At 71.3% G+C, this 19,615-nt stretch carries 17 protein-coding genes; 11 read left to right on the top strand and 6 right to left on the bottom strand.

Annotated features, from left to right (window positions below; translation table 11 throughout):
- Positions 1-24: 24 nt before the first annotated feature.
- The 3 genes from ACFV9D_RS00890 (at position 25) to ACFV9D_RS00880 (ending at position 4,249) form a co-directional block, all read left to right on the top strand.
- The gene (locus ACFV9D_RS00890) at positions 25-1,011 is read left to right on the top strand and encodes an SCO0930 family lipoprotein (protein WP_385138825.1); all 987 of its coding nucleotides are present in this window, start codon (positions 25-27) and stop codon (positions 1,009-1,011) included.
- Positions 1,012-1,277: 266 nt separating this feature from the next.
- Positions 1,278-2,090: an SAM-dependent methyltransferase gene (locus ACFV9D_RS00885; protein WP_385138822.1), complete on the top strand. Its 813-nt coding sequence runs from the start codon at positions 1,278-1,280 to the stop codon at positions 2,088-2,090.
- On the top strand, positions 2,087-4,249 hold the full coding sequence (locus ACFV9D_RS00880) for a putative bifunctional diguanylate cyclase/phosphodiesterase (RefSeq protein ID WP_385138819.1): 2,163 nt from the start codon (positions 2,087-2,089) through the stop codon (positions 4,247-4,249). The genes ACFV9D_RS00885 and ACFV9D_RS00880 overlap by 4 nt, the downstream gene beginning before the upstream one ends.
- A gap of 338 nt (positions 4,250-4,587) precedes the next feature.
- Here ACFV9D_RS00880 and ACFV9D_RS00875 read toward each other — a convergent pair whose 3' ends face one another.
- On the bottom strand, positions 4,588-5,466 hold the full coding sequence (locus tag ACFV9D_RS00875) for a LysR family transcriptional regulator (RefSeq protein ID WP_385138816.1): 879 nt from the start codon (positions 5,464-5,466) through the stop codon (positions 4,588-4,590).
- Between the two features lie 72 nt (positions 5,467-5,538).
- On the opposite strand from ACFV9D_RS00875, the gene ACFV9D_RS00870 reads away from it, so the two are divergent.
- The 4 genes from ACFV9D_RS00870 to ACFV9D_RS00855 all read left to right on the top strand — a co-directional run bounded on the left by ACFV9D_RS00870 (position 5,539) and on the right by ACFV9D_RS00855 (position 10,668).
- The gene (locus tag ACFV9D_RS00870) at positions 5,539-6,261 is read left to right on the top strand and encodes a succinate dehydrogenase (RefSeq protein WP_385138813.1); all 723 of its coding nucleotides are present in this window, start codon (positions 5,539-5,541) and stop codon (positions 6,259-6,261) included.
- Between the two features lies 1 nt (position 6,262).
- Positions 6,263-8,209, top strand: coding sequence for a fumarate reductase/succinate dehydrogenase flavoprotein subunit (locus ACFV9D_RS00865; RefSeq protein WP_385138810.1), 1,947 nt, complete (start codon positions 6,263-6,265; stop codon positions 8,207-8,209).
- Positions 8,206-8,955: a succinate dehydrogenase/fumarate reductase iron-sulfur subunit gene (locus ACFV9D_RS00860; RefSeq protein ID WP_385138807.1), complete on the top strand. Its 750-nt coding sequence runs from the start codon at positions 8,206-8,208 to the stop codon at positions 8,953-8,955. Before ACFV9D_RS00865 ends, ACFV9D_RS00860 begins: the two co-directional genes overlap by 4 nt.
- A gap of 102 nt (positions 8,956-9,057) precedes the next feature.
- Positions 9,058-10,668, top strand: coding sequence for a serine/threonine-protein kinase (locus tag ACFV9D_RS00855; RefSeq protein WP_385138804.1), 1,611 nt, complete (start codon positions 9,058-9,060; stop codon positions 10,666-10,668).
- Between the two features lie 35 nt (positions 10,669-10,703).
- On the opposite strand, the gene ACFV9D_RS00850 is transcribed toward ACFV9D_RS00855, so the two are convergent.
- Positions 10,704-13,058 carry an ATP-binding cassette domain-containing protein gene (locus tag ACFV9D_RS00850; RefSeq protein WP_385138801.1) on the bottom strand — a complete coding sequence of 785 codons (2,355 nt, stop codon included), beginning with the start codon at positions 13,056-13,058 and terminating at the stop codon, positions 10,704-10,706.
- Positions 13,059-13,067: 9 nt separating this feature from the next.
- Positions 13,068-14,099, bottom strand: a complete 1,032-nt coding sequence (locus ACFV9D_RS00845) for an LLM class flavin-dependent oxidoreductase (RefSeq protein ID WP_385138798.1) — start codon at positions 14,097-14,099, stop codon at positions 13,068-13,070.
- 47 nt (positions 14,100-14,146) lie between these two features.
- Here ACFV9D_RS00845 and ACFV9D_RS00840 point away from each other — a divergent pair, with 47 nt between their 5' ends.
- Positions 14,147-14,635, top strand: a complete 489-nt coding sequence (locus ACFV9D_RS00840; protein ID WP_385138795.1) for a hypothetical protein — start codon at positions 14,147-14,149, stop codon at positions 14,633-14,635.
- A gap of 9 nt (positions 14,636-14,644) precedes the next feature.
- On the opposite strand, the gene ACFV9D_RS00835 is transcribed toward ACFV9D_RS00840, so the two are convergent.
- From ACFV9D_RS00835 to ACFV9D_RS00825, 3 genes are read right to left on the bottom strand one after another with little or no spacing between them, the layout of a single operon-like run.
- Positions 14,645-14,860, bottom strand: coding sequence for a dodecin (locus tag ACFV9D_RS00835; protein WP_385138791.1), 216 nt, complete (start codon positions 14,858-14,860; stop codon positions 14,645-14,647).
- A gap of 26 nt (positions 14,861-14,886) precedes the next feature.
- Positions 14,887-15,651, bottom strand: a complete 765-nt coding sequence (locus ACFV9D_RS00830) for a GntR family transcriptional regulator (RefSeq protein ID WP_385138788.1) — start codon at positions 15,649-15,651, stop codon at positions 14,887-14,889.
- Positions 15,652-15,682: 31 nt separating this feature from the next.
- A complete protein-coding gene (locus ACFV9D_RS00825) occupies positions 15,683-16,450 on the bottom strand; it encodes a GntR family transcriptional regulator (RefSeq protein ID WP_385138785.1) in 768 nt (255 codons plus the stop codon).
- Positions 16,451-16,626: 176 nt separating this feature from the next.
- Between ACFV9D_RS00825 and ACFV9D_RS00820 the strand changes: the two genes are divergently transcribed.
- From ACFV9D_RS00820 to ACFV9D_RS00810, 3 genes are read left to right on the top strand one after another with little or no spacing between them, the layout of a single operon-like run.
- Complete coding sequence (locus tag ACFV9D_RS00820) at positions 16,627-17,886, top strand: extracellular solute-binding protein (protein WP_385138782.1); 1,260 nt, start codon at positions 16,627-16,629, stop codon at positions 17,884-17,886.
- Complete coding sequence (locus ACFV9D_RS00815) at positions 17,883-18,785, top strand: carbohydrate ABC transporter permease (protein WP_385138780.1); 903 nt, start codon at positions 17,883-17,885, stop codon at positions 18,783-18,785. Before ACFV9D_RS00820 ends, ACFV9D_RS00815 begins: the two co-directional genes overlap by 4 nt.
- Positions 18,782-19,615, top strand: coding sequence for a carbohydrate ABC transporter permease (locus ACFV9D_RS00810; RefSeq protein ID WP_385138777.1), 834 nt, complete (start codon positions 18,782-18,784; stop codon positions 19,613-19,615). The genes ACFV9D_RS00815 and ACFV9D_RS00810 overlap by 4 nt, the downstream gene beginning before the upstream one ends.

The raw sequence follows: 19,615 nt of genomic DNA, 5'->3' as shown, positions 1-19,615 counted from the left end.
AGCCATGGAACAAGGGGAGTCGACATGAAGACCTGGGGGAACGCGGCACTCGCGCTGACGGCGGCGGCCGTTCTCGCGCTGACGACGGCGTGCGGTCAGGAGAAGGGCGAGTCATTGGGCGGACAGCCCGCCGGAGCGGCCAACCCGGCCGGTGCGCCGGCCGACAGCGGCTACAGCTCCGGCGGCGGATACGCCTCCGGGGGCTACGGATCCGACGCCGGCGGCGGGGGCGCGGCCGAGCCCGCCGGGCAGCTGGCGGTGGCGGACACCAAGCAACTCGGCAAGGTGGTCACGGACAGCGAGGGCTTCACCCTCTACCGCTTCGACAAGGACTCCTCCTCCCCGCCCACGGCCACGTGTGAGGGCGACTGCGCCAAGGTGTGGCCCGTCGTGAGCGCTTCGGGAGCCAAGCCGCCGGCCGGCGTGGACCCCTCGCTGCTCGGCGAGGTCACGCGGACCGACGGCAGCAAGCAACTCACCCTCGACGGCTGGCCGATGTACCGGTACGCCAAGGACACCAAGCCCGGCGACCTCAACGGCCAGGGCGTCGGCGGCACCTGGTTCGCCGCGGCCCCCGACGGAAAGAAGGCCGCGCCGGCCGCGGGCGGCGGGGCGGACGCGGGCGGTGGCGAGGATTCCGGTACGCCCGGCGCCGGGCTCTCGGTGCGCAAGGATCCCAAGCTCGGTGACATCGTGGTCGATTCGCGCGGAATGACGGTTTACCGCTTCAAGAAGGATTCCGCCTGGCCCATGAAGACTGCCTGCACCGGCGCCTGCCTGGAGAAGTGGCCGGTTGTCGCCCCCGTCGACAAGAACGACACCGAGGGCATCACCAAGAAGGGCTTCGTCACCTTCAGCCGCCCCGACGGCCTCAAGCAGCAGACGATCGACTGCTGGCCGCTCTACACCTTCGCCGGCGACGAGGCGCCCGGAGACACCAACGGCCAAGGTGTGGGCGGCACCTGGTACGCCGTGTCCCCCGAGGGGAAGCTGGTCGGAGCGCCCAAGTAGGTCCCCCGCGCCGCGCTTCCGGCCTGCCGGCCCGCCGTCACTCCTCGCGTGACGGCGGGTCGGCGCACGTCCATATGCACGTGAATTTGCACGACCTGAAGGCGTGAACTCTCCGCTCCGCGTGCACGTGCCAATGGCGTGTGACCAAGAACGGACCGCGAATTTCCGTTTCTACTCGCCCTCTCGGCGGGCGATCAGTAGCCTCGGCTCGAACACCGGCCGCGAACACATGGCCGTATCCCCGTGGCGACTTGTTGGAGACATTGATGGAGCGTCCCGCCTGGGCTCCGCCGGGTATCGATATTTCGGTGCCGAGCGTGTCCCGTATGTACGACTTCTATCTGGGCGGCTCGCACAATTTCGAGGTGGACCGGGAAGCGGCCCGGAAGGCCATGGAGTTCATGCCTGGACTCCCCAAGATCATGCAGGCGAACCGTGCCTTCATGCGGCGAGCGGTCCGCTTCGCGGTCGACAACGGGATCACCCAGTTCCTCGACATCGGTTCCGGCATACCGACGTTCGGGAACGTCCACGAGGTCGCCCAGGCCGCCGCCCCCGGCGCCCGGGTGGTGTACGTCGACCACGACCCGGTCGCCGTGGCGCACAGCAGAGCCGTCCTCGAAGGCAACGACGAAGCGGCCGTCCTCTCCGCGGACCTGCGCAAGCCGCAGGACATCCTCCACAGCCCCGAGGTCGGGCAACTCCTCGACCTCGACAAGCCGGTGGCCCTGCTCCTCGTCGCCGTCCTGCACTTCCTGGAGGACGAGGACGAGCCCGGGCGGGCCGTCGCCGAACTCGTCGACGCCCTCGCCCCCGGCAGCCTGGTCGGGCTGACCCACGCCTCCTACGAGGGCATCCCGCTGACGCAGGACCAGGCCGAAGGCACCGTCGGGGTCTACCGCACCATCCGCAACCCGCTCGTCATGCGCTCGCACGCCGAGATCAGCCGCTTCTTCGACCGCTGCGAACTGATCGAGCCGGGCCTGGTGTCCATGCCCGACTGGCGGCCCGACGGCCCCACCGACGAGGAGGATCCATACGCCTTCTCGGGCTTCGCAGGGGTGGGGCGCAAGGCGTGAAGGTGCCGTCTCAGCCGTCCGGTTCCGGCGCGGAGCCGGACGGCCCGGAGGACAGACTCAGGCGGTTCGCGACCATCTGGAGCCGGGCCATCTTCCCCGTCACCGCGACCTCCCTGACCCGCGCCGACTTCGAGCTCCATCTGCAGCCGCTCGCCCGCACGCTGTGCGACGCGCTGCACGCCCGGCCCTTCGACACGGCCCCCGCCCACCGCACGGGGGCCGCGCTGGTGGCCGCCCACTGCACCGACCCGGACGCGCTCAGCCGCACCCTCGGGGTCATCGACTCCTACCTGGTGCTGTACTGCGGCGAGGGGGACACACCGGCCGACGAGCTGCGCGCCCGCAGTTCGCGACTCCAGCACGCCTTCGCCGCCGGGTTCGCCCAGGCGCTGCGCGAGCGGACGCTGCTGGAGCAGGAGGCCATCGCCCGCTCCGCGCTCTCCGCCCGCACCGCCGCCGAAGTCGCCCTGCACACCACCGAGAGCCGCTTCCGGGCGGTCTTCGACGGGGCCGCGATAGGCATCGGCATCGCCGATCTCGAGGGCAACATCCTGGAGGTCAACGAGACTCTGACCCGGATGTTCGGCGGCCTGGAGCAGCACGTCCGCAGCCGCAACGTCAGCGAGTGGGTGCACCCCGAGGACGGCCCGCACGTCTGGCGGCTCTACGACGAGCTGGTCCGCGGCGAGCGGGAGAACTACCGCGTCGAGAAGCCGTACTACCGCGGCGACGGCACGGTCCTGTGGACCAACCTCACCGTCTCGCTGCTCCGCGACGCCGACGGCTTCCCCCAGTACCAGCTGGCGCTGATGGAGGACACCACCGAGCGACGGCTGCTGAACCTGCGACTGCGGTACGAGGCGACCCACGACGCGCTCACCGGCCTGCCCAACCGGACCCTGTTCTTCGAGCGCCTGGAGAAGGCGCTCGCCCTGGGGGACGGGGCCCGCTTCGGGCTCTGCTACCTCGACCTCGACGGCTTCAAGGCCATCAACGACAGCCTGGGCCACTCGGCCGGGGACCGCCTCCTCGTCGAGGTCGCCGACCGGCTGCAGAGCTGCGCCACGGCACCGGGCGAGATGGTGGCCCGGCTCGGCGGCGACGAGTTCGTCGCCCTCACCACCGGCCGTGGCACCGAGCGGGAGGTCGCCGAGCTGGCGAACCGTATCCTCGGCGCGCTCGCCTCGCCCGTCCGGATCGACGGCCGCGAACTGACCGTGCGGGGCAGCATCGGTGTCGTCGAGGGACCGGCGGGGGAGCGGACCCCGGCCGAGGTGCTGCGCAGCGCCGACATCACGATGTACCGCGCCAAGTCGGCGGGCGGCAACCGCTTCGAGTTCGCCGACGCGGAGGCCGACGCACGCGCGATCACCCGGCACGGGCTGACCACCGCGCTGCCGGCGGCGCTGGAGCGCGGCGAGTTCTTCATCGAGTACCAGCCGCTGGTGCACCTCGGCGACGGCAGCGTGCACGGCGCCGAAGCGCTCGTACGGTGGTGCCACCCGCAGCACGGTGTGCTCGGGCCCGACCGGTTCATCCCGCTCGCCGAGAACACCGGGCTGATCGTGCCGCTGGGCCGCTGGGTCCTCCAAGAGGCCGTCCGCCAGGCCCGCTTCTGGCAGGCCCGGCACTCCGACGGCGGCCCGCTGCGGATCAACGTCAACCTCTCGCCGACCCAGCTGCACCACCCGCGGCTGGTCGCCGACACGGTCGACGTCCTGGAGCGCTCGGGCCTGGAACCGGGCGCGCTGTGCCTCGAGGTCACCGAGTCGGCGCTGATCGGCGCGGACGACGACCTGCTGAAGCCGCTGCGGCAGCTCGCAGAGATGGGCGTGGACATCGCGCTGGACGACTTCGGTACGGGGTACTCGAACCTGGCGAACCTGCGGCGGCTGCCGGTGAGCGTCCTCAAGCTGGACCGGTCCTTCACGCGGGGCATGCAACAGCATCCGGCGGACCCGGTCGACCTCAAGATCGTGGAGGGCATCGTCTCGCTGGCGCACAGCCTGGAACTGGCGGTGACGGTGGAGGGGGTGGAGACGGGGGCGCAGGCGCAGCAGCTCCGTGAGCTCGGCTGCGACACGGCCCAGGGCTGGTACTACGCCCGCCCGGGCGCCCCGGACCGCATCCACGCCCTGGTCCTGGCGGACGCGGTGTAGTCCCCACCTGTTCGAGGTCACCCGCCCCACCGGGTCGGCCCCCGCCCTCGTCGTGTGTGGACAAGTCGTCGGGGGCGGTGCCCCACCACTGCCTCCCGCCACCCCACGCCCGTGTGGGCAACTGTCCCGCTGGGGCGGGACGGGTGGGCACACGGGACGGCGCCCTTGCCGGGCCCAGGCTTCCGGTGCCTGCGGTGCCTGCGGTGCCCGCGGGTGCGGCGCCGTCGTGGGTTGTGCCCACCCGTTCCGCCCTGCGGAACGCCTGCCCACAACCCGGGGGCGGCGGTTGAGGTGGGCTCCGCCCAGGTGGGGGATTGCCCACGACCGGAAGGGTGGGGTCACGTGGAGTGGAGCAGGAGCTTCTGGAGTTCCCTCGCCGCTCGCGGTGGGGCCACGTCGCTGCGGTGCGCCAGCGCGATCGTGCGGCGCAGCCCCGGGCGCGCCAGAGACGTGACGCGGAGGTCGCGGCCCGCACGGGCGGCCACCATGGCCGGCACCACTGCCACCCCAAGACCCGCCCGTACGAAGCCGAGCACCGCGTCCATCTCCCCGCCCTCCACCGTGAACGTGGGCTCGAAGCCCTCCGCCCGGCACGCCGCCACGGTCAGCTCCCGCAGGTCGTAGCCGTGCCGGAACATCACCAGTGGCTGCTCGCGCAGATCCGCGATCCGTACCGGCCGCCCCGGCGCCGGCGCCGCCGCGCTCGACACCACCACCAGATCCTCGCGCAGCAGCTCCACCGTCGTCAGCGCCGGTGACGGCGTCGGCAGCGGCAGCACCACCAGCGCCAGATCCAGCGCGCCGCGCGCCAGCTCCCGTACGAGATCGTGCGAGCCGCCCTCCTCGATGAGCAGCCGGATCCCCGGGTGCAGATCGTGGAAGGCGCGCAGCACGTCCGGCAGGAGTCCCGTGCACAGGCTCGGCGTCGCGCCGAGCCGCACCCGTCCCCGCTTCAGCTGCACCAGCTCCTGCACCTCGTGCCGGGCGGTGTCCGTGTCCGCGAGGATCCGCCGGGCCAGCGGCAGCAGCGCCTCGCCCGCGTCCGTCAGCGCGATGTTCCCCCGCGCCCGGCTGAAGAGCTCCGCCCCCAGCTCCTGCTCCAGGGCCTTGATCTGCTGCGAGAGCGAGGGCTGGGACACATGCACCCGCTCGGCGGCGCGGGTGAAGTGCCGGGTCTCGGCCACGGCCACGAAGTACAGAAGCTGCTGGAACTGCATAGGCTCAGCCTATCGAGATGAGCCGGACCATGTCTTGGACCTCTCGGGCCCTTCGGCCCTAGCGTCGTGGGTATGGCTCTGGCATCGAAGACGGCACCGACGGAACGACCACCGTCGCCCACGCGCTCACGCGGCTTCTGGGCATCCACGATCGGCAAGAAGACGGTCATGGCCGTCAGCGGTCTGCTCATGCTCGGCTACCTCGTGGCCCACGTCATGGGCAACCTCAAGGTCTTCTTCGGCCCCGAGGAGTTCAACGCCTACGGCCACTGGCTGCGCACCATGGGCGACCCCGTCCTGCACTACTCCTGGGCCCTGTGGCTCGTCCGGATCGTGCTGCTCGCCGCCGTCGTCGCCCACGCCGTCTCCGCGTACCAGCTCAGCCGGCGTGACATCAAGGCCCGCCCGGCCGCCTACGCCCACCGCCGCAAGCGGTCCTCCTACGCCACCCGCACCATGCGCTGGGGCGGGATCATCGTCGCCCTCTTCATCGTGTGGCACGTCCTGGACCTCACCACCGGCACCGTCCACCCCGGCGGCTTCCAGGAAGGCCACCCGTACCAGAACGTCGTGGACACCTTCTCCACCTGGTACGGCAACGTGATCTACATCGTCGCCATGCTCGCCGTCGGCCTGCACATCCGCCACGGCTTCTGGAGCGCGGCCCAGACGCTCGGTGTCGGCAACGCCCGCCGCGAGCGGCTGCTCAAGGCCCTCGCGAACGGTCTCGCGCTCGTCCTGACCGTGGGCTTCGTCTCCGTACCCGTAGCCGTCATGACCGGAGTGGTGAGCTGACATGAGCTTCCTCGACTTCGCGACCGGTGAGCCGGTCGTCGACCACAAGGCCCCCGCAGGACCCATCGCCGAACGCTGGGACACCCGCCGATTCCAGGCCAAGCTGGTCAACCCCGCCAACCGCCGCAAGCACACCGTCATCGTCGTCGGCACCGGCCTCGCCGGCGGCTCCGCCGGCGCGACCCTCGCCGAACAGGGCTATCACGTCGTCCAGTTCTGCTACCAGGACTCCCCGCGCCGCGCCCACTCCATCGCCGCGCAGGGCGGCATCAACGCGGCGAAGAACTACCGCAACGACGGCGACTCCGTCCACCGCCTCTTCTACGACACCGTCAAGGGCGGCGACTTCCGGGCCCGTGAGTCCAACGTCCACCGCCTCGCGCAGATCTCGGTCGAGATCATCGACCAGTGCGTCGCCCAAGGCGTGCCCTTCGCCCGCGAGTACGGCGGACTGCTCGACACCCGCTCCTTCGGCGGCGTCCAGGTGTCCCGTACCTTCTACGCCCGCGGCCAGACGGGCCAGCAGCTCCTGCTCGGCGCGTACCAGGCGCTGTCCCGGCAGATCGCGGCCGGAAACGTCGAACTCCACGCCCGGACCGAGATGCTGGACCTGATCGTCGTCGACGGACGGGCCCGCGGCATCGTCGCCCGCGACCTGATCACCGGCGAGATCTCCACCCACTACGCGGACGCGGTGGTCCTCGCCAGCGGCGGCTATGGCAACGTCTTCTACCTCTCGACGAACGCCATGAACTCCAACGCCACCGCCGTGTGGCGGGCCCACCGGCGCGGCGCGTACTTCGCCAACCCCTGCTTCACCCAGATCCACCCCACCTGCATCCCGCGCACCGGCGACCACCAGTCCAAGCTCACGCTGATGAGCGAGTCGCTGCGCAACGACGGCCGCATCTGGGTCCCCAAGGCGAAGGGCGACACCCGCCCCGCCGCCGAGATCCCCGAGGACGAGCGCGACTACTACCTGGAGCGCATCTACCCCTCCTTCGGCAACCTCGTCCCGCGCGACATCGCCTCCCGCGCCGCCAAGAACGTCTGCGACGAGGGCCGCGGCGTCGGCCCCGGCGGCCAGGGCGTGTACCTCGACTTCGCCGACGCGATCCGGCGGATGGGCCGCAAGGCGGTCGAGGAGAAGTACGGCAACCTCTTCGACATGTACGAGCGGATCACCGCCGAGAACCCGTACGAAGTCCCGATGCGGATCTACCCCGCCGTGCACTACACGATGGGCGGACTCTGGGTCGACTACGACCTCCAGACCACCGTCCCGGGCCTGTTCGCCATCGGCGAGGCCAACTTCTCCGACCACGGCGCCAACCGGCTCGGCGCCTCCGCGCTGATGCAGGGCCTCGCCGACGGCTACTTCGTCCTGCCCTCCACGATCAACGACTACCTGGCCCGCCACCCGTCCAGCGAACCCCTCGACGACACGCACCCGGTGGTCCGCGAGGTGCTCGCCGAGACGCAGGACCGCCTGAACCTGCTGCTCGCGATCGACGGAGACCGGACGCCGGACTCCTTCCACCGCGAACTGGGCGAACTGATGTGGGAGTTCTGCGGCATGGCCCGCACGGACGAGGGCCTGCGCAAGGCGCTCGACCGCATCCCGCAGATCCGCGAGGAGTTCTGGCGCCGGATCAAGGTTCCGGGTACCGGCGAGGAGTTCAACCAGTCCCTGGAGAAGGCCAACCGGATCGTCGACTACCTGGAGCTCGCCGAGCTGATGTGCCTCGACGCGCTGAACCGCGCCGAGTCCTGCGGCGGCCACTTCCGCGAGGAGTCCCAGACGCCGGACGGCGAGGCCGCACGCCGCGACGAGGAGTTCTCCTACGCGGCGGCCTGGGAGTTCGGCGGAACCGGCGAAGCCCCCGTCCTGCACAAGGAAGACCTCGTCTTCGAGTATGTCCACCCCACCCAGCGGAGCTACGCATGAAGCTCACCCTGCGCGTCTGGCGCCAGAAGAACGCCGACGCCCCCGGCGCCATGTCCACCTACGACGTGGACGGAATCTCCTCCGACATGTCGTTCCTGGAGATGCTCGACACGCTCAACGAGGAGCTCATCCTGCGCGGTGAGGACCCCGTCGCCTTCGACCACGACTGCCGCGAGGGCATCTGCGGCGCGTGCAGCCTGGTCATCAACGGCGACGCGCACGGCCCGGAGCGCACCACCACCTGTCAGCTCCACATGCGCTCGTTCCGCGACGGCGACACGATCGACATCGAGCCGTGGCGCGCCTCCGCCTTCCCGGTCGTCAAGGACCTGGTCGTCGACCGCTCCGCCTTCGACCGCATCATCCAGGCCGGCGGCTACATCAGCGCACCGACGGGCGCGGCCCCCGAGGCCCACGCCACGCCGGTCCCGAAGGCCGACGCCGACTTCGCCTTCGAGCACGCCGAGTGCATCGGCTGCGGAGCGTGCGTGGCCGCCTGCCCCAACGGCTCGGCGATGCTCTTCACCTCGGCCAAGGTCAACCATCTGAACGTCCTGCCCCAGGGCGCCCCGGAGCGCGAGACACGCGTCCTGGACATGGTGGGCCAGATGGACGCGGAGGGGTTCGGCGGCTGCACCCTCACCGGCGAGTGCGCGACCGCCTGCCCGAAGGGGATTCCGCTGCCGTCGATCGCCGCCATGAACAAGGAGTGGCTGCGCGCCCAGCGCAAATCCGCCCGCCGATAGGGGGTTTGCGGCAGCGCCCCTATACTCCCTGTGCTCTACCGACAGGCCGCACAGGGGAGACACGGGGGACTGATGGCTGAGGCGTACGCGGGGTCGTTGGGTATGGACGTCCTGATAGTGGTGGGGCCGGCACTGGCGCTGCGCGCGGCGACACTGCCTCTGCTGACACGGGCTCAGCGGGCCGTACGGCAACAGGCGTTGACGGACCCGGGGACGGTGCCGCGGAGGGTTCCGGGTGCGGTCGCCGGGGAGTTGGCCCTGGGAGTGGCCGGCGGGATCGGCCTGTGGTTCCTGCTGGGTTCCGGCTACGTCCCCGAGTTCTCCTTCCTGCTGCGTCCGGTCGTCCTCCATACCGGAGAATGGCTCTCGGCGGACTACGGCTACTCCCTGGCGATGGGGTGGACCCTGTACGTCGTCATGGTCGTCCTGGCGTCGGTGGTCTGGCCGGTGCTGTGGGGCCGGACCCTGCGCACCCTGCTGACCGCCGGGGTTCCCGGGGATTCGTGGCTCGCGTCCCTCGCGGGGCGCCGGCGGCTTGCCGGCCTTGTGGGCCTCCGTATCGCACTGGGGCTCCTTCTCCCGGTGGGTCTGGCTCTGGCCGCCGTCGCGTGCCAGGCCGTCGCCTACGGGGTGAGCCGGAGGTACCGGTACGGGGCCGGGGTCCCGGATGATCGCGTTCCGGCCCCCGCCGGGCAGGCCCTCGCCGACGCGCCGACGGTGGGGCCGGGGCCCGCCCGGCCCGCGCAGCCCGTCGCGTACGTGCCGACGCAGCCCGACCCGGGTGCCGGCGCCGTGCCGCACATCGCCCACCGGCCGCTGAACGCGGGCGAGCCGCGGACCATCGGCGGCTACCAGCTCCTCGGCCGTATCGGAGCCGGAGGGATGGGTACGGTCTACCTCGCGCGGCGCGAAGGCGCGGCGACCCAGGTCGCGCTGAAGACGATCAACCCCGAACTCCTCGACAACGAAGAGCTGTTGCGCCGCTTCCAGCGCGAGGCCGAGGTGCTGTCCATGGTCTCCGGTGCCTACACGGCCCGTGTCCTGGACTCCGGGGTCGACGCCGGACGGCCGTACCTGGCCATGGAGTTGCTGGACGGCCGGCCCCTCGACGTCCATCTGCAGGAGCAGGGGCAGATCCGCACCCCCGAGGCGCTGCGGGCGCTGGCGCTCGCGCTGGCCGTGGCACTGTCCGGGGTCCACCGGCTCGGCCTGGTCCATCGCGATCTCAAGCCGGCCAACATCATGCTGACCACCGCGGGGCCGCGCCTGCTCGACTTCGGCATCGCGGACCTCGTCGACGGCACCAGGCTGACCCGCACCGGCGCCGGACCGGGGACCCTGACCTACATGGCGCCGGAACAGTTCGGCGAGGAGCGCGTCGGCCCAGCCGCCGACGTGTGGGCGTGGGCGTGCTGCGTGGTCTGCGCGGCCCACGGCACCAGCCCGTTCGCGGCGACCAGTACGGGCGCGGTGATCCGGCGGATCGTGGACACCGGCCCCGAGCCCGCCGCGCTGGCGGCGGTGCACGCACTCGACCCGGAGCTCGCGGCCGCCGTCGGACGGGCCCTGACCGCCGACCCCGCGGGCCGCCCGGCGGACGGCGCGGCACTGGTGGACCTGCTCACGTCCCAGGGGAGCCCGCAGTACGAGCCGACGCAGGTGGACGCCGTCCGCGAGGAGATCACCCGGGGCTGGCGCACCCTGACCCTCTGACCGCCCGCGCCGCGGGCCCACCGGCCCTCTGGGGATCAGTCGGCGAGCCGGGCCGCCAGATACGGCGCGGTCCGGCTCTCCCGCGACGCGGCCACAGTGCGCGGCGGCCCCTCGGCGACGATCCGGCCGCCTTTCTCGCCTCCGCCCGGCCCGAGGTCCAGCACCCAGTCCGCCGTGGCGACCACGTCCATGTCGTGTTCGACGACGACCACCGAGTGCCCGGCGTCGACCAGGCCGTGGAGCTGGCGCATCAGCACCTCGACATCGGCCGGGTGGAGGCCGGTCGTCGGCTCGTCCAGGACGTACAGGGTGTGGCCGCGGCGCAGCCGCTGGAGTTCGGAGGCGAGTTTGATGCGCTGGGCCTCGCCGCCGGAGAGCTCCGTCGCGGGCTGACCGAGCCGCAGATAGCCGAGGCCGACGTCGAGCAGCGTGCGCAGGCTGCGCGCGGCGGCCGGGGTGTCGGCGAAGAACCCGGCCGCGGCCTCGACCGTCAGGTCGAGCACCTCGGCGATGGTGAGCCCGCGGAGCCGGACCTCCAGGGTCTCCGGGTTGTAGCGGGCCCCGTGGCAGTCCGGACAGGGCGCGTACGTGCTCGGCAGGAAGAGCAGCTCGACCGAGACGAACCCCTCGCCCTGACAGGTCTCGCAGCGGCCGCCCGGCACGTTGAACGAGAACCGCCCCGCCTTGTAGCCACGGGCCCGGGCCTCCTCCGTGGCCGTGAAGAGCTTGCGCACGACGTCGAAGAGGCCTGTGTACGTGGCCAGGTTGGAGCGGGGAGTCCGGCCGATCGGCTTCTGATCGACCGTCACCATCCGCCCGACGCCCGCCAGTTCCTCGGACAGCTCGCCCACCAGAGTCGACTTGCCCGACCCCGACACCCCGGTCACCGCCGTCATGACCCCGAGGGGGAAGGCGGCGTCCAGGGCTTTCAGATTGTGGCGCGTGACCGGTCCGGTCCGCAGCCAGCCGGCGGGCTCGCGCATCGCCCGCTCGGGCACGGCCGCGCGGTCGAAGAGGAAGCGGCGGGTCGCGGACTCCTCGACATCCGCAAGCTCGTGCGGCGGGCCGCTGTGCAGCACCCGGCCCCCGTGCACCCCCGCCCGGGGGCCGACGTCCACGATCCAGTCGGCGTGACGCACCACGTCGAGGTGGTGCTCGACCACGAACACCGAGTTCCCGGCCGCCTTGAGCCGGTCCAGGACCACCAGGAGCGCCTCGGTGTCGGCCGGGTGCAGTCCCGCGGACGGCTCGTCGAGGACGTACACGACGCCGAAGAGCCCGGAGCGCAACTGGGTGGCGAGCCGCAGCCGTTGAAGTTCACCGTTGGACAGGGACGGCGTGGTGCGGTCCAGGCCGAGGTAGCCGAGGCCGAGTTCGGTCACCGTGCCGATCCGCGCGAGCAGGTCCTCCGTGAGGACCCGCGCGGTCTCCGAACCGTCGTGCGCTCCGAGGATCTCCGCCAGTGACGTCAGCGGGAGGGCCGCCAACTCGGCGATCGTCCGTCCGGCGAAGGTGACGGCAAGGGCCTCCGGGCGCAGCCTGCTGCCGCCGCACACCGAGCACGGCGCACTGGTCAGAAAGCGCTCCGCCTTCGCGCGCAGCGTCGCGCTCTTCGAGTCGGAGAAGGTGTGCATCACATAGCGCCGTGCGCTCATGTACGTGCCTTGGTACGGGCGTTGGATGCGGTCCGCCTCCCGTACCGGATGGACCGTCACGACCGGCTGCTCGTCCGTGAAGAGGATCCACTCCCGGTCCTTCGCGTCCAGCTCCCGCCACGGCCGGTCGACGTCGTACCCGAGGGTGTCCAGGACGTCACGGAGGTTCTTGCCCTGCCAGGCGCCCGGCCAGGCGGCGATCGCCCCGTCCCGGATCGACAACCCCGGGTCGGGGACGAGCAGTTCCTCGCTGGTCTCGTGGACCCGGCCGAGACCGTGGCAGCCGGGGCAGGCCCCGGCGGCGGTGTTCGGCGAGAACGCGTCGGAGTCGAGCCTCTCCGCCCCCTCCGGGTACGAGCCGGCGCGGGAGAACAGCATCCGGAGCGAGTTCGACAGGGTCGTGACCGTGCCGACCGACGAGCGGGCGTTCGGCGAGGAACGGCGCTGTTCGAGGGAGACCGCGGGCGGCAGGCCGGTGATCTCGCCGACCTTCGGCGCGCCCACCTGGTGGATCAGCCGCCGCGCGTAGGGGGCGACCGACTCGAAGTAGCGGCGCTGGGCCTCCGCGTAGATCGTCCCGAAGGCGAGCGAGGACTTCCCGGAGCCGGACACCCCGGTGAAGACCGCGATCGCGTCCCGCGGAATGTCGACATCGACGCCCGTGAGGTTGTGCTCGCGGGCGCCGCGGACGCGGACGTACGGGTCGTGACGGTGGTCGCCGGAGGTGTGGGGCATTCCTCGATACTAGGCGTTTGCGCTGGTCAGGCCGGTACTCAGGCTGGCGACACGGGCGAGCCTGCGGTAGGAGTCGCGCAGCGCCTCGCGATCGTACGTACTGGTCGTGACCAGCACCTCCCGCGCCCCGCTCTCCTTCACCACACGCTCCAGCGCGTCGGCGACCTGCTCCTCCGTGCCGTACACATGCCCTTTCAGGCCCGACTCGAAGAAGTCGCGCTGCTTCTCCGTCATCGCGAGCCCCTCGATCCGCTCGACGGGCAGGAGCGGCGGGAAGACACCCTCGGTGCGCGAATACGCGAGCGACCACGCCTCCGGGATCAGCAGGCGCCTGGCCTCCTCCTCCGTCCCGGCCACCGCGACCGTGCCCGCGACCACGACGTACGGCTCCTCGGACCAGGCGGAGGGGCGGAAGGCGGACCGGTAGGCGTCGATCGCGCGCAGCATCCGCTCCCGGCCCCGCAGATCCCCGATGACCAGCGGCAGACCGGCCTCGGCGGCGATCGTCGCGCCCTCGCCGGTCGCGAGGACGTACGGCGGCACGCGCAGGCCCTCGGCCGGGCGGGCGTGCACCTGCGGGTGGGCGTTCTGCGTGCCCGTGAACCAGCCGAGCAGCTCGGTCAGCTGCTCCCCGAACCGCTCGGCGTCGTCCTTGTCCCGGCCGAGCGCCCGGCGGATCCCGTCCGTGAAGCCGACCGAGCGGCCGAGCCCCATGTCGATCCGGCCGGGGAAGAGCGATTCGAGGACGCCGAACTGCTCGGCCACCACCATCGGCTGGTGGTTCGGGAGCATCACCCCGCCGGTGCCGACCCGGATGGAGGACGTGGCGGCGGCGACGGCGGCGGCAAGGACGGCGGGTGCGGAGCCCGCCACGCCCGGCACGCTGTGGTGCTCCGAGACCCAGAACCGGTGGTATCCGAGCGCCTCCACCTCGCGTGCGAGGTCCACGGTGTCGCGCAGCGCGACGGACCCGTCCTCGCCCTCCCGGGTCCGGGAGCGGTCGAGGACGGAGAGACGGATGCCGTCGAGAGAAAGGGTCACGAAGGGTTCAACGCGGGGGAGCTCCGAGGATTCCCTAGGCTGTCCGGGTGACGCGACACACCAGACCCATAGCCGTCTTCGATCTCGACAACACCCTCGCCGGCACCGCCCACCGCCAGCACTTCCTCGAACGCCGCCCGCGCGACTGGGCGGGCTTCTTCGCCGCAGCGCCCGAGGATCCGCCGCTCGCGCGGGGCGTCGCCCTGTGCCAGGAGGCCGCCGAGGAGTGCGAGGTCGTCTACCTCACCGGCCGTCCCGAGCGCTGCCGCCGCGACACCGTCGCGTGGCTCGCAGCGCAGGGACTGCCCGAGGGCCGGATCCACATGCGGCGCAACAGCGACTTCCGCCCCGCGCGCCACACCAAGCTGGAGATCCTGCGACGGCTCGGCCGCGACCGCGAGATCCGGATGCTGGTCGACGACGACGAGCTGGTCTGCGACGCGGCCGCACAGGCCGGCTTCCGGGTCGTCCGCGCCCGCTGGGCCGCTCCGTCGGAGGCCCTCAAGGACGCCCAGGAGAAGGAGGGACGGACCTGACCGGACGGGTCAGTCGCCGTCCTCCAGCCGGAACCCGACCTTCAGGCCGACCTGGTAGTGCCCGATCCCCCCGTCGACGAGGTGGCCGCGCACCTGGGTCACCTCGAACCAGTCGAGGCCGCGGAGCTTCTGCGAGGCCCGTTCGATGCCGTTGCGAATGGCTTGGTCCACGCTCTCCGTGGAGGTGCCGACGATCTCGGTGACGCGGTAGGTGTGGTTCGACATGGGGGCCGAACTCCTCTCCTTCGTGGTTATTCCACGGTGCCCCACCATGCCCCGGTCCGCGACACGTCGGGCGCCGGGTGGTCGGCGGCGCCGTCGCCGAGGGCCAGCCGGGAGACGATCCGGTAGCGATCGCCCCGGTACAGCGCGCGGACGTACTCCACCGGCCGTCCGCCCGTGTCCGAGGTGATCCGGTCGAAGAGCAGGGCGGGGGAGAGTACGGGGACGTCGAGCAGCGCGGCCTCCTCCTCGCTCAGGACGGTCGGCTCGATCGACTGGACCGCGTGGGCCGCCTTGATGCGGTACTTCTCCCGGAGATGGGCGTAGAAACCGCGCTCCATGTCCGCGGCGGTCATGCCGGGCATCAGATCGGCGGGGACGTGCAGGTGCTCGAGGGCGATCGGAGCCTCGTCGACGTGGCGCAGCCGGGCCACGTACAGCAGCTCCGCCGCGGGGGAGACCCTCAGCTTCCGGCCGATCCGGGCGCCCGCCCGTACGGTACGGAACTCCAGCACCGTGCTCGTCCAGCTGCCGCGGCTCCTGGGCGCACCCGCCGCGTGGTCCTCGGCGACGAGCTCCTGGGTGATCTTGGCCGGTGCGACGAACATGCCGCGCCCGTGCTCCCGTACCAGCACGCCCGTGGCCACCAGCTCGTCGACGGCGGCGCGCAGGGTGGGGCGCGAGACGCCGAGCGTGGCGCACAGGGTGCGTTCGGAGGGGATGGCGTCCCCGGGCCGGCGCCCGTCGATCACGGTCAGCAGATGTTCCCGTACCCGCTCCCGCTTGAGCTCCATCGCGTGCCCTCCCCGGCCTGTCGTCCGGCGGTCAGTATGCATCCCCTGCCGTCGAGGAGGTCACGACGCCGTCGCGGGTGAAGTCGAGCCGGGAGACGATCCGGTAGCGGTCGCCCCGGTACACCGAGTGGACGTACTCCACCGGTCGGCCCGAGGTGTCGAGGGTGAGGCGTTCGATCAGCAGGGCGGGGGAGAGGACGGGGACGTCCAGGAGGGCGGCCTCCGCCTCGCTGACGACGGTGGGCTCGATCGACTGGGTCGCCTCCCGGACGTGGACGCGGTGGTGGTCCCTGAGGTGGTCGTAGAGGTCGCCGGCCTCCAACTCCTGCGCGGTGAGCGCGGCGGGGACCAGGTCCGCCGGGATGTGGAGGTGCTCGATCGCCATGGGGGAGCCGTCGACCAGGCGCAGGCGGGCGATGTAGAGGAGCTCCGCGGCGGGGGAGACGCGCAGCTTGCGGCCGATGCGCGCGCCGGCCCGGAGCGTGGCCGACTCCAGGACCGTGCTGGACCAGCTGCCGGCGGCGCGCGGAACGGTGAAGGCGGCGTCGTCCGGGGCGAGTTGCTGGGTGATCTTGTCCGGTGCGACGAACATGCCGCGCCCGTGCTCCCGTACCAGCGCACCCGTCGCGACGAGTTCGTCGACGGCGGCGCGCAGGGTGGGGCGTGAGACACCGAGCGTGGTGCACAGGGTGCGCTCGGAGGGGATGGCGTCCCCGGGCCGGCCCGCCTCGATCAGGCCCAGCAGATGCTCCCGTACGCGCTCCCTCTTCAGCACCCCGCCCGAGGGGCCGTCCTTCATGTGCTCTCCCTGACTGGTCAACTGGTAAACAGCATCCTAGCCAGACCCTTCAGCCGTCGAGTGCATGAACAGCGCATATTTTTCAAAGGGGTTGACGCCTCCATTGGTCCATGCCACCTTCTGGTCACGCATCTGACCACCTGACCAATTGGTCAACCTCCTCCCTTGAGGTGTCCGTGAAGATTCGCTCCCTCGCCGGCCCCGTCGCCCTCGTGGCGACCCTGGCCCTCTGCGCCACCGCCTGCGGCTCGACCGACGACTCGGCGACAGCCGACGGGGCCGGGAAGGTCACCGTCTGGATCATGAAGGACAGCGTCACCGACGAGTTCCTCACCCGCTTCCGCACCGACTTCGAGGCGACGCACAAGGGCGTCACCCTCGACATCCAGATCCAGGAGTGGGAGGGCATCGGCGAGAAGGTCACCGCGGCCCTGGCCAGCAAGGACGCCCCCGATGTCATCGAGGTCGGCAACACCCAGGTCGCGCAGTACGCGGCGAGCGGCGGTGTGCGCGACTTCAGCGCCGAGGTCGCCGAGCTCAACGGGGCCGACTGGCTGCCCGGACTCGCCGAGCCGGGGAAGGTCGACGGCAAGCAGTACGGCATCCCCTGGTACGCCGCCAACCGCGTCGTCATCTACCACAAGGATCTCTTCGCCCAGGCCGGCATCACCGCCCCGCCCAAGACCCGCGCCGAGTGGCTCACCGTCACCGCCGAGCTCGACAAGGGCACGACGCAGGGCATCTACCTCCCCGGACAGAACTGGTACACCCTGTCCGGCTTCATCTGGGAGGAAGGCGGCGACCTCGCCGTACAGGACGGCACGACGTGGAAGGGCGCCCTCGACACCCCGCAGGCCCTCGCGGGCATGGACTTCTACCGGCAGCTCCAGGCCCTCGGCAAGGGCCCCAAGGACTCCGACGAGGCCAAGCCGCCGCAGGCCGAGGTCTTCGCCAAGGGCGACGTCGCCCAGATCATCGCCGTACCCGGCGGCGCGAAGATCGTCGAAGAGGCCAATCCGGCGCTCAAGGGCAAGCTCGGCTTCTTCCCGATCCCCGGCAAGACGGCCGACAAGCCCGGTGCGGTCTTCACCGGCGGCTCCGACCTCATCGTCCCCGAGGCCTCCGCCCACCCCGACGCCGCCTACGAGGTCGTCAAGGCGCTCGCCGGCGAGAAGTGGCAGACGGAGATGGCCAGGACGATGAGTTACGTCCCCAACCGCACCTCGCTCGCCCATGTGATCCAGGACGACGAGGGCACCGCGGCCATGGCCGCCGGCGCCGCGCAGGGCCGCGCGACGCCCAACTCCCCTCAGTGGGCGGCCGTGGAGGCCACCAACCCGATCAAGCAGTTCATGACCGCCGTGCTCACCGGCGCCGACCCGGCACGCGCGGCCAAGGACGCGTCGGAGAGCATCACCAAGACCCTCGGCTCGTGACCGGCCCGCGTCGCGGGGCGGCCCTGTGGCCCTATCTCCTCGTCGCCCCGACCGTCCTCGGCGGCGCCCTGCTCCTCGGCTACCCCCTCGTCCGCAACCTGCTCATCTCCTTCCAGCACTACGGCATGGGCGAACTCATCCGTGGCGGCGCCGCGTTCGTGGGCGTCCGGAACTACCGAACGGTCCTGGCCGACCCGGAGTTCTGGGAGGTCGTACAACGCACCTTCTGGTGGACCCTCGTCAACGTCGTCCTGATCATGGTGATCGGCACGCTCGTCGCCCTGATGATGCGCAGGCTCGGCCGGCGGATGCGGATCCTGGTGACGAGCGGGCTCGTCCTCGCCTGGGCCAGCCCGGTCATCGCCACCACCACCGTCTTCCAGTGGCTCTTCGCCTCCCGCCTCGGCATCGTCAACTGGGTCCTCGTACGCCTCGGGTTCACGTCCTTCGACGGATACTCCTGGCTCGCCGACGGCACGGCCGCCTTCACCGTCCTCGTCCTGCTCGTGGTGTGGCAGTCGGTCCCCTTCGCCGCCATCACCCTGCATTCCGCCCTGCTGACCGTCCCCGAGGAGCTGTACGAGTCGGCCCGCCTGGACGGAGCAGGGGCCTGGCGGATCTTCCGCTCGATCACCCTTCCGCTGCTGCGGCCGATCTTCGGACTGGTCCTGTGTCTCGAAGTCATCTGGGTCTTCCGGTGCTTCGCCCAGATCTGGGCCGTCACCCGGGGCGGCCCCGGCGAGGCGACGACCACCCTGCCGGTCTACGCCTACCGGGTGGCCCAGTCGCTGCACCGCTACGACCTCGGCTCGGCCGTCTCGACCCTGACGGTGCTCATTCTGGTCGCCGTACTCATCGCCTACTTCCGCCAGTTGCTCCGGCAGGAGGCCGACCGGTGAACCGCCGCGCCCTGCGCCGCATCCCCCTCAACACCGCCGCGCTGGCCGTCTTCGTCCTCGCCGTCTTCCCGGTGTACTGGATGGTCTCGACGGCCTTCAAACCCACCCCCGACATCCAGGCCGAGACCCCGGTCCTGCTCCCCACCTCCCTCACCCTGGAGCACTTCGCGCATGCCGTCGAGGCGGACGGATTCTGGCTCTTCTGGCGCAACAGCCTGATCGTCACCGCCGGTTGCGTCCTGCTCGCGCTCGTCGTCGCGCTCGGCTCGGCCTTCGCCGTCGCCCGGATGCGCTGGCGCGGCCGACGCGCCTTCATCCTCATGGTGTTCCTCGCGCAAGTGGCACCGTGGGAAGCGCTGTTGATCCCCATGTACGTCATCGCCAGGGACGCCGACCTGCTCGACCGGCTGGGCACCCTGACCCTGATCTACTTCATGATCACCCTGCCGTTCACCATCGTCACCCTGCGCTCCTTCCTCGTCGCCGTCCCCGCCGAGCTCGAAGAGGCCGCGCAGGTCGACGGCTGCACCCGCACCCAGGCCTTCCGCCGCGTCACCCTCCCCCTCCTCGCCCCCGGGCTGCTCGCCACCTCGCTCTTCGGCTTCATCACCGCCTGGAACGAGTTCGCCTTCGCCAACATGCTCATCATCAAGAACCAGGACGACCGGACCCTGCCCGTCTGGCTCTCCTCCTTCTCCAACGTCTTCGGCACCGACTGGGGCGCCACCATGGCCGCGTCCACGCTCTTCGCCCTGCCCGTCCTCGTCCTCTTCCTGGTCCTGCAGGGCCGGGTCGCCGCCGGAATGACCGGCGGAGCCGTGAAGGGATAG

Source organism: Streptomyces sp. NPDC059875, from assembly GCF_042731085.1.
Classification (GTDB): domain Bacteria; phylum Actinomycetota; class Actinomycetes; order Streptomycetales; family Streptomycetaceae; genus Streptomyces.
Note: the sequence above shows the minus strand (reverse complement) of the source record. Positions and strands in the feature narration are given on the sequence as shown.

Coding starts and splice junctions, on each gene's coding strand:
- ACFV9D_RS00890 (WP_385138825.1), top strand. CDS start 25: ATGAAGACCTGGGGGAACGCGGCACTCGCGCTGACGGCGGCGGCCGTT.
- ACFV9D_RS00885 (WP_385138822.1), top strand. CDS start 1,278: ATGGAGCGTCCCGCCTGGGCTCCGCCGGGTATCGATATTTCGGTGCCG.
- ACFV9D_RS00875 (WP_385138816.1), bottom strand. CDS start 5,466: ATGCAGTTCCAGCAGCTTCTGTACTTCGTGGCCGTGGCCGAGACCCGG.
- ACFV9D_RS00870 (WP_385138813.1), top strand. CDS start 5,539: ATGGCTCTGGCATCGAAGACGGCACCGACGGAACGACCACCGTCGCCC.
- ACFV9D_RS00865 (WP_385138810.1), top strand. CDS start 6,263: ATGAGCTTCCTCGACTTCGCGACCGGTGAGCCGGTCGTCGACCACAAG.
- ACFV9D_RS00860 (WP_385138807.1), top strand. CDS start 8,206: ATGAAGCTCACCCTGCGCGTCTGGCGCCAGAAGAACGCCGACGCCCCC.
- ACFV9D_RS00855 (WP_385138804.1), top strand. CDS start 9,058: ATGGACGTCCTGATAGTGGTGGGGCCGGCACTGGCGCTGCGCGCGGCG.
- ACFV9D_RS00850 (WP_385138801.1), bottom strand. CDS start 13,058: ATGCCCCACACCTCCGGCGACCACCGTCACGACCCGTACGTCCGCGTC.
- ACFV9D_RS00835 (WP_385138791.1), bottom strand. CDS start 14,860: ATGTCGAACCACACCTACCGCGTCACCGAGATCGTCGGCACCTCCACG.
- ACFV9D_RS00830 (WP_385138788.1), bottom strand. CDS start 15,651: ATGGAGCTCAAGCGGGAGCGGGTACGGGAACATCTGCTGACCGTGATC.
- ACFV9D_RS00825 (WP_385138785.1), bottom strand. CDS start 16,450: ATGAAGGACGGCCCCTCGGGCGGGGTGCTGAAGAGGGAGCGCGTACGG.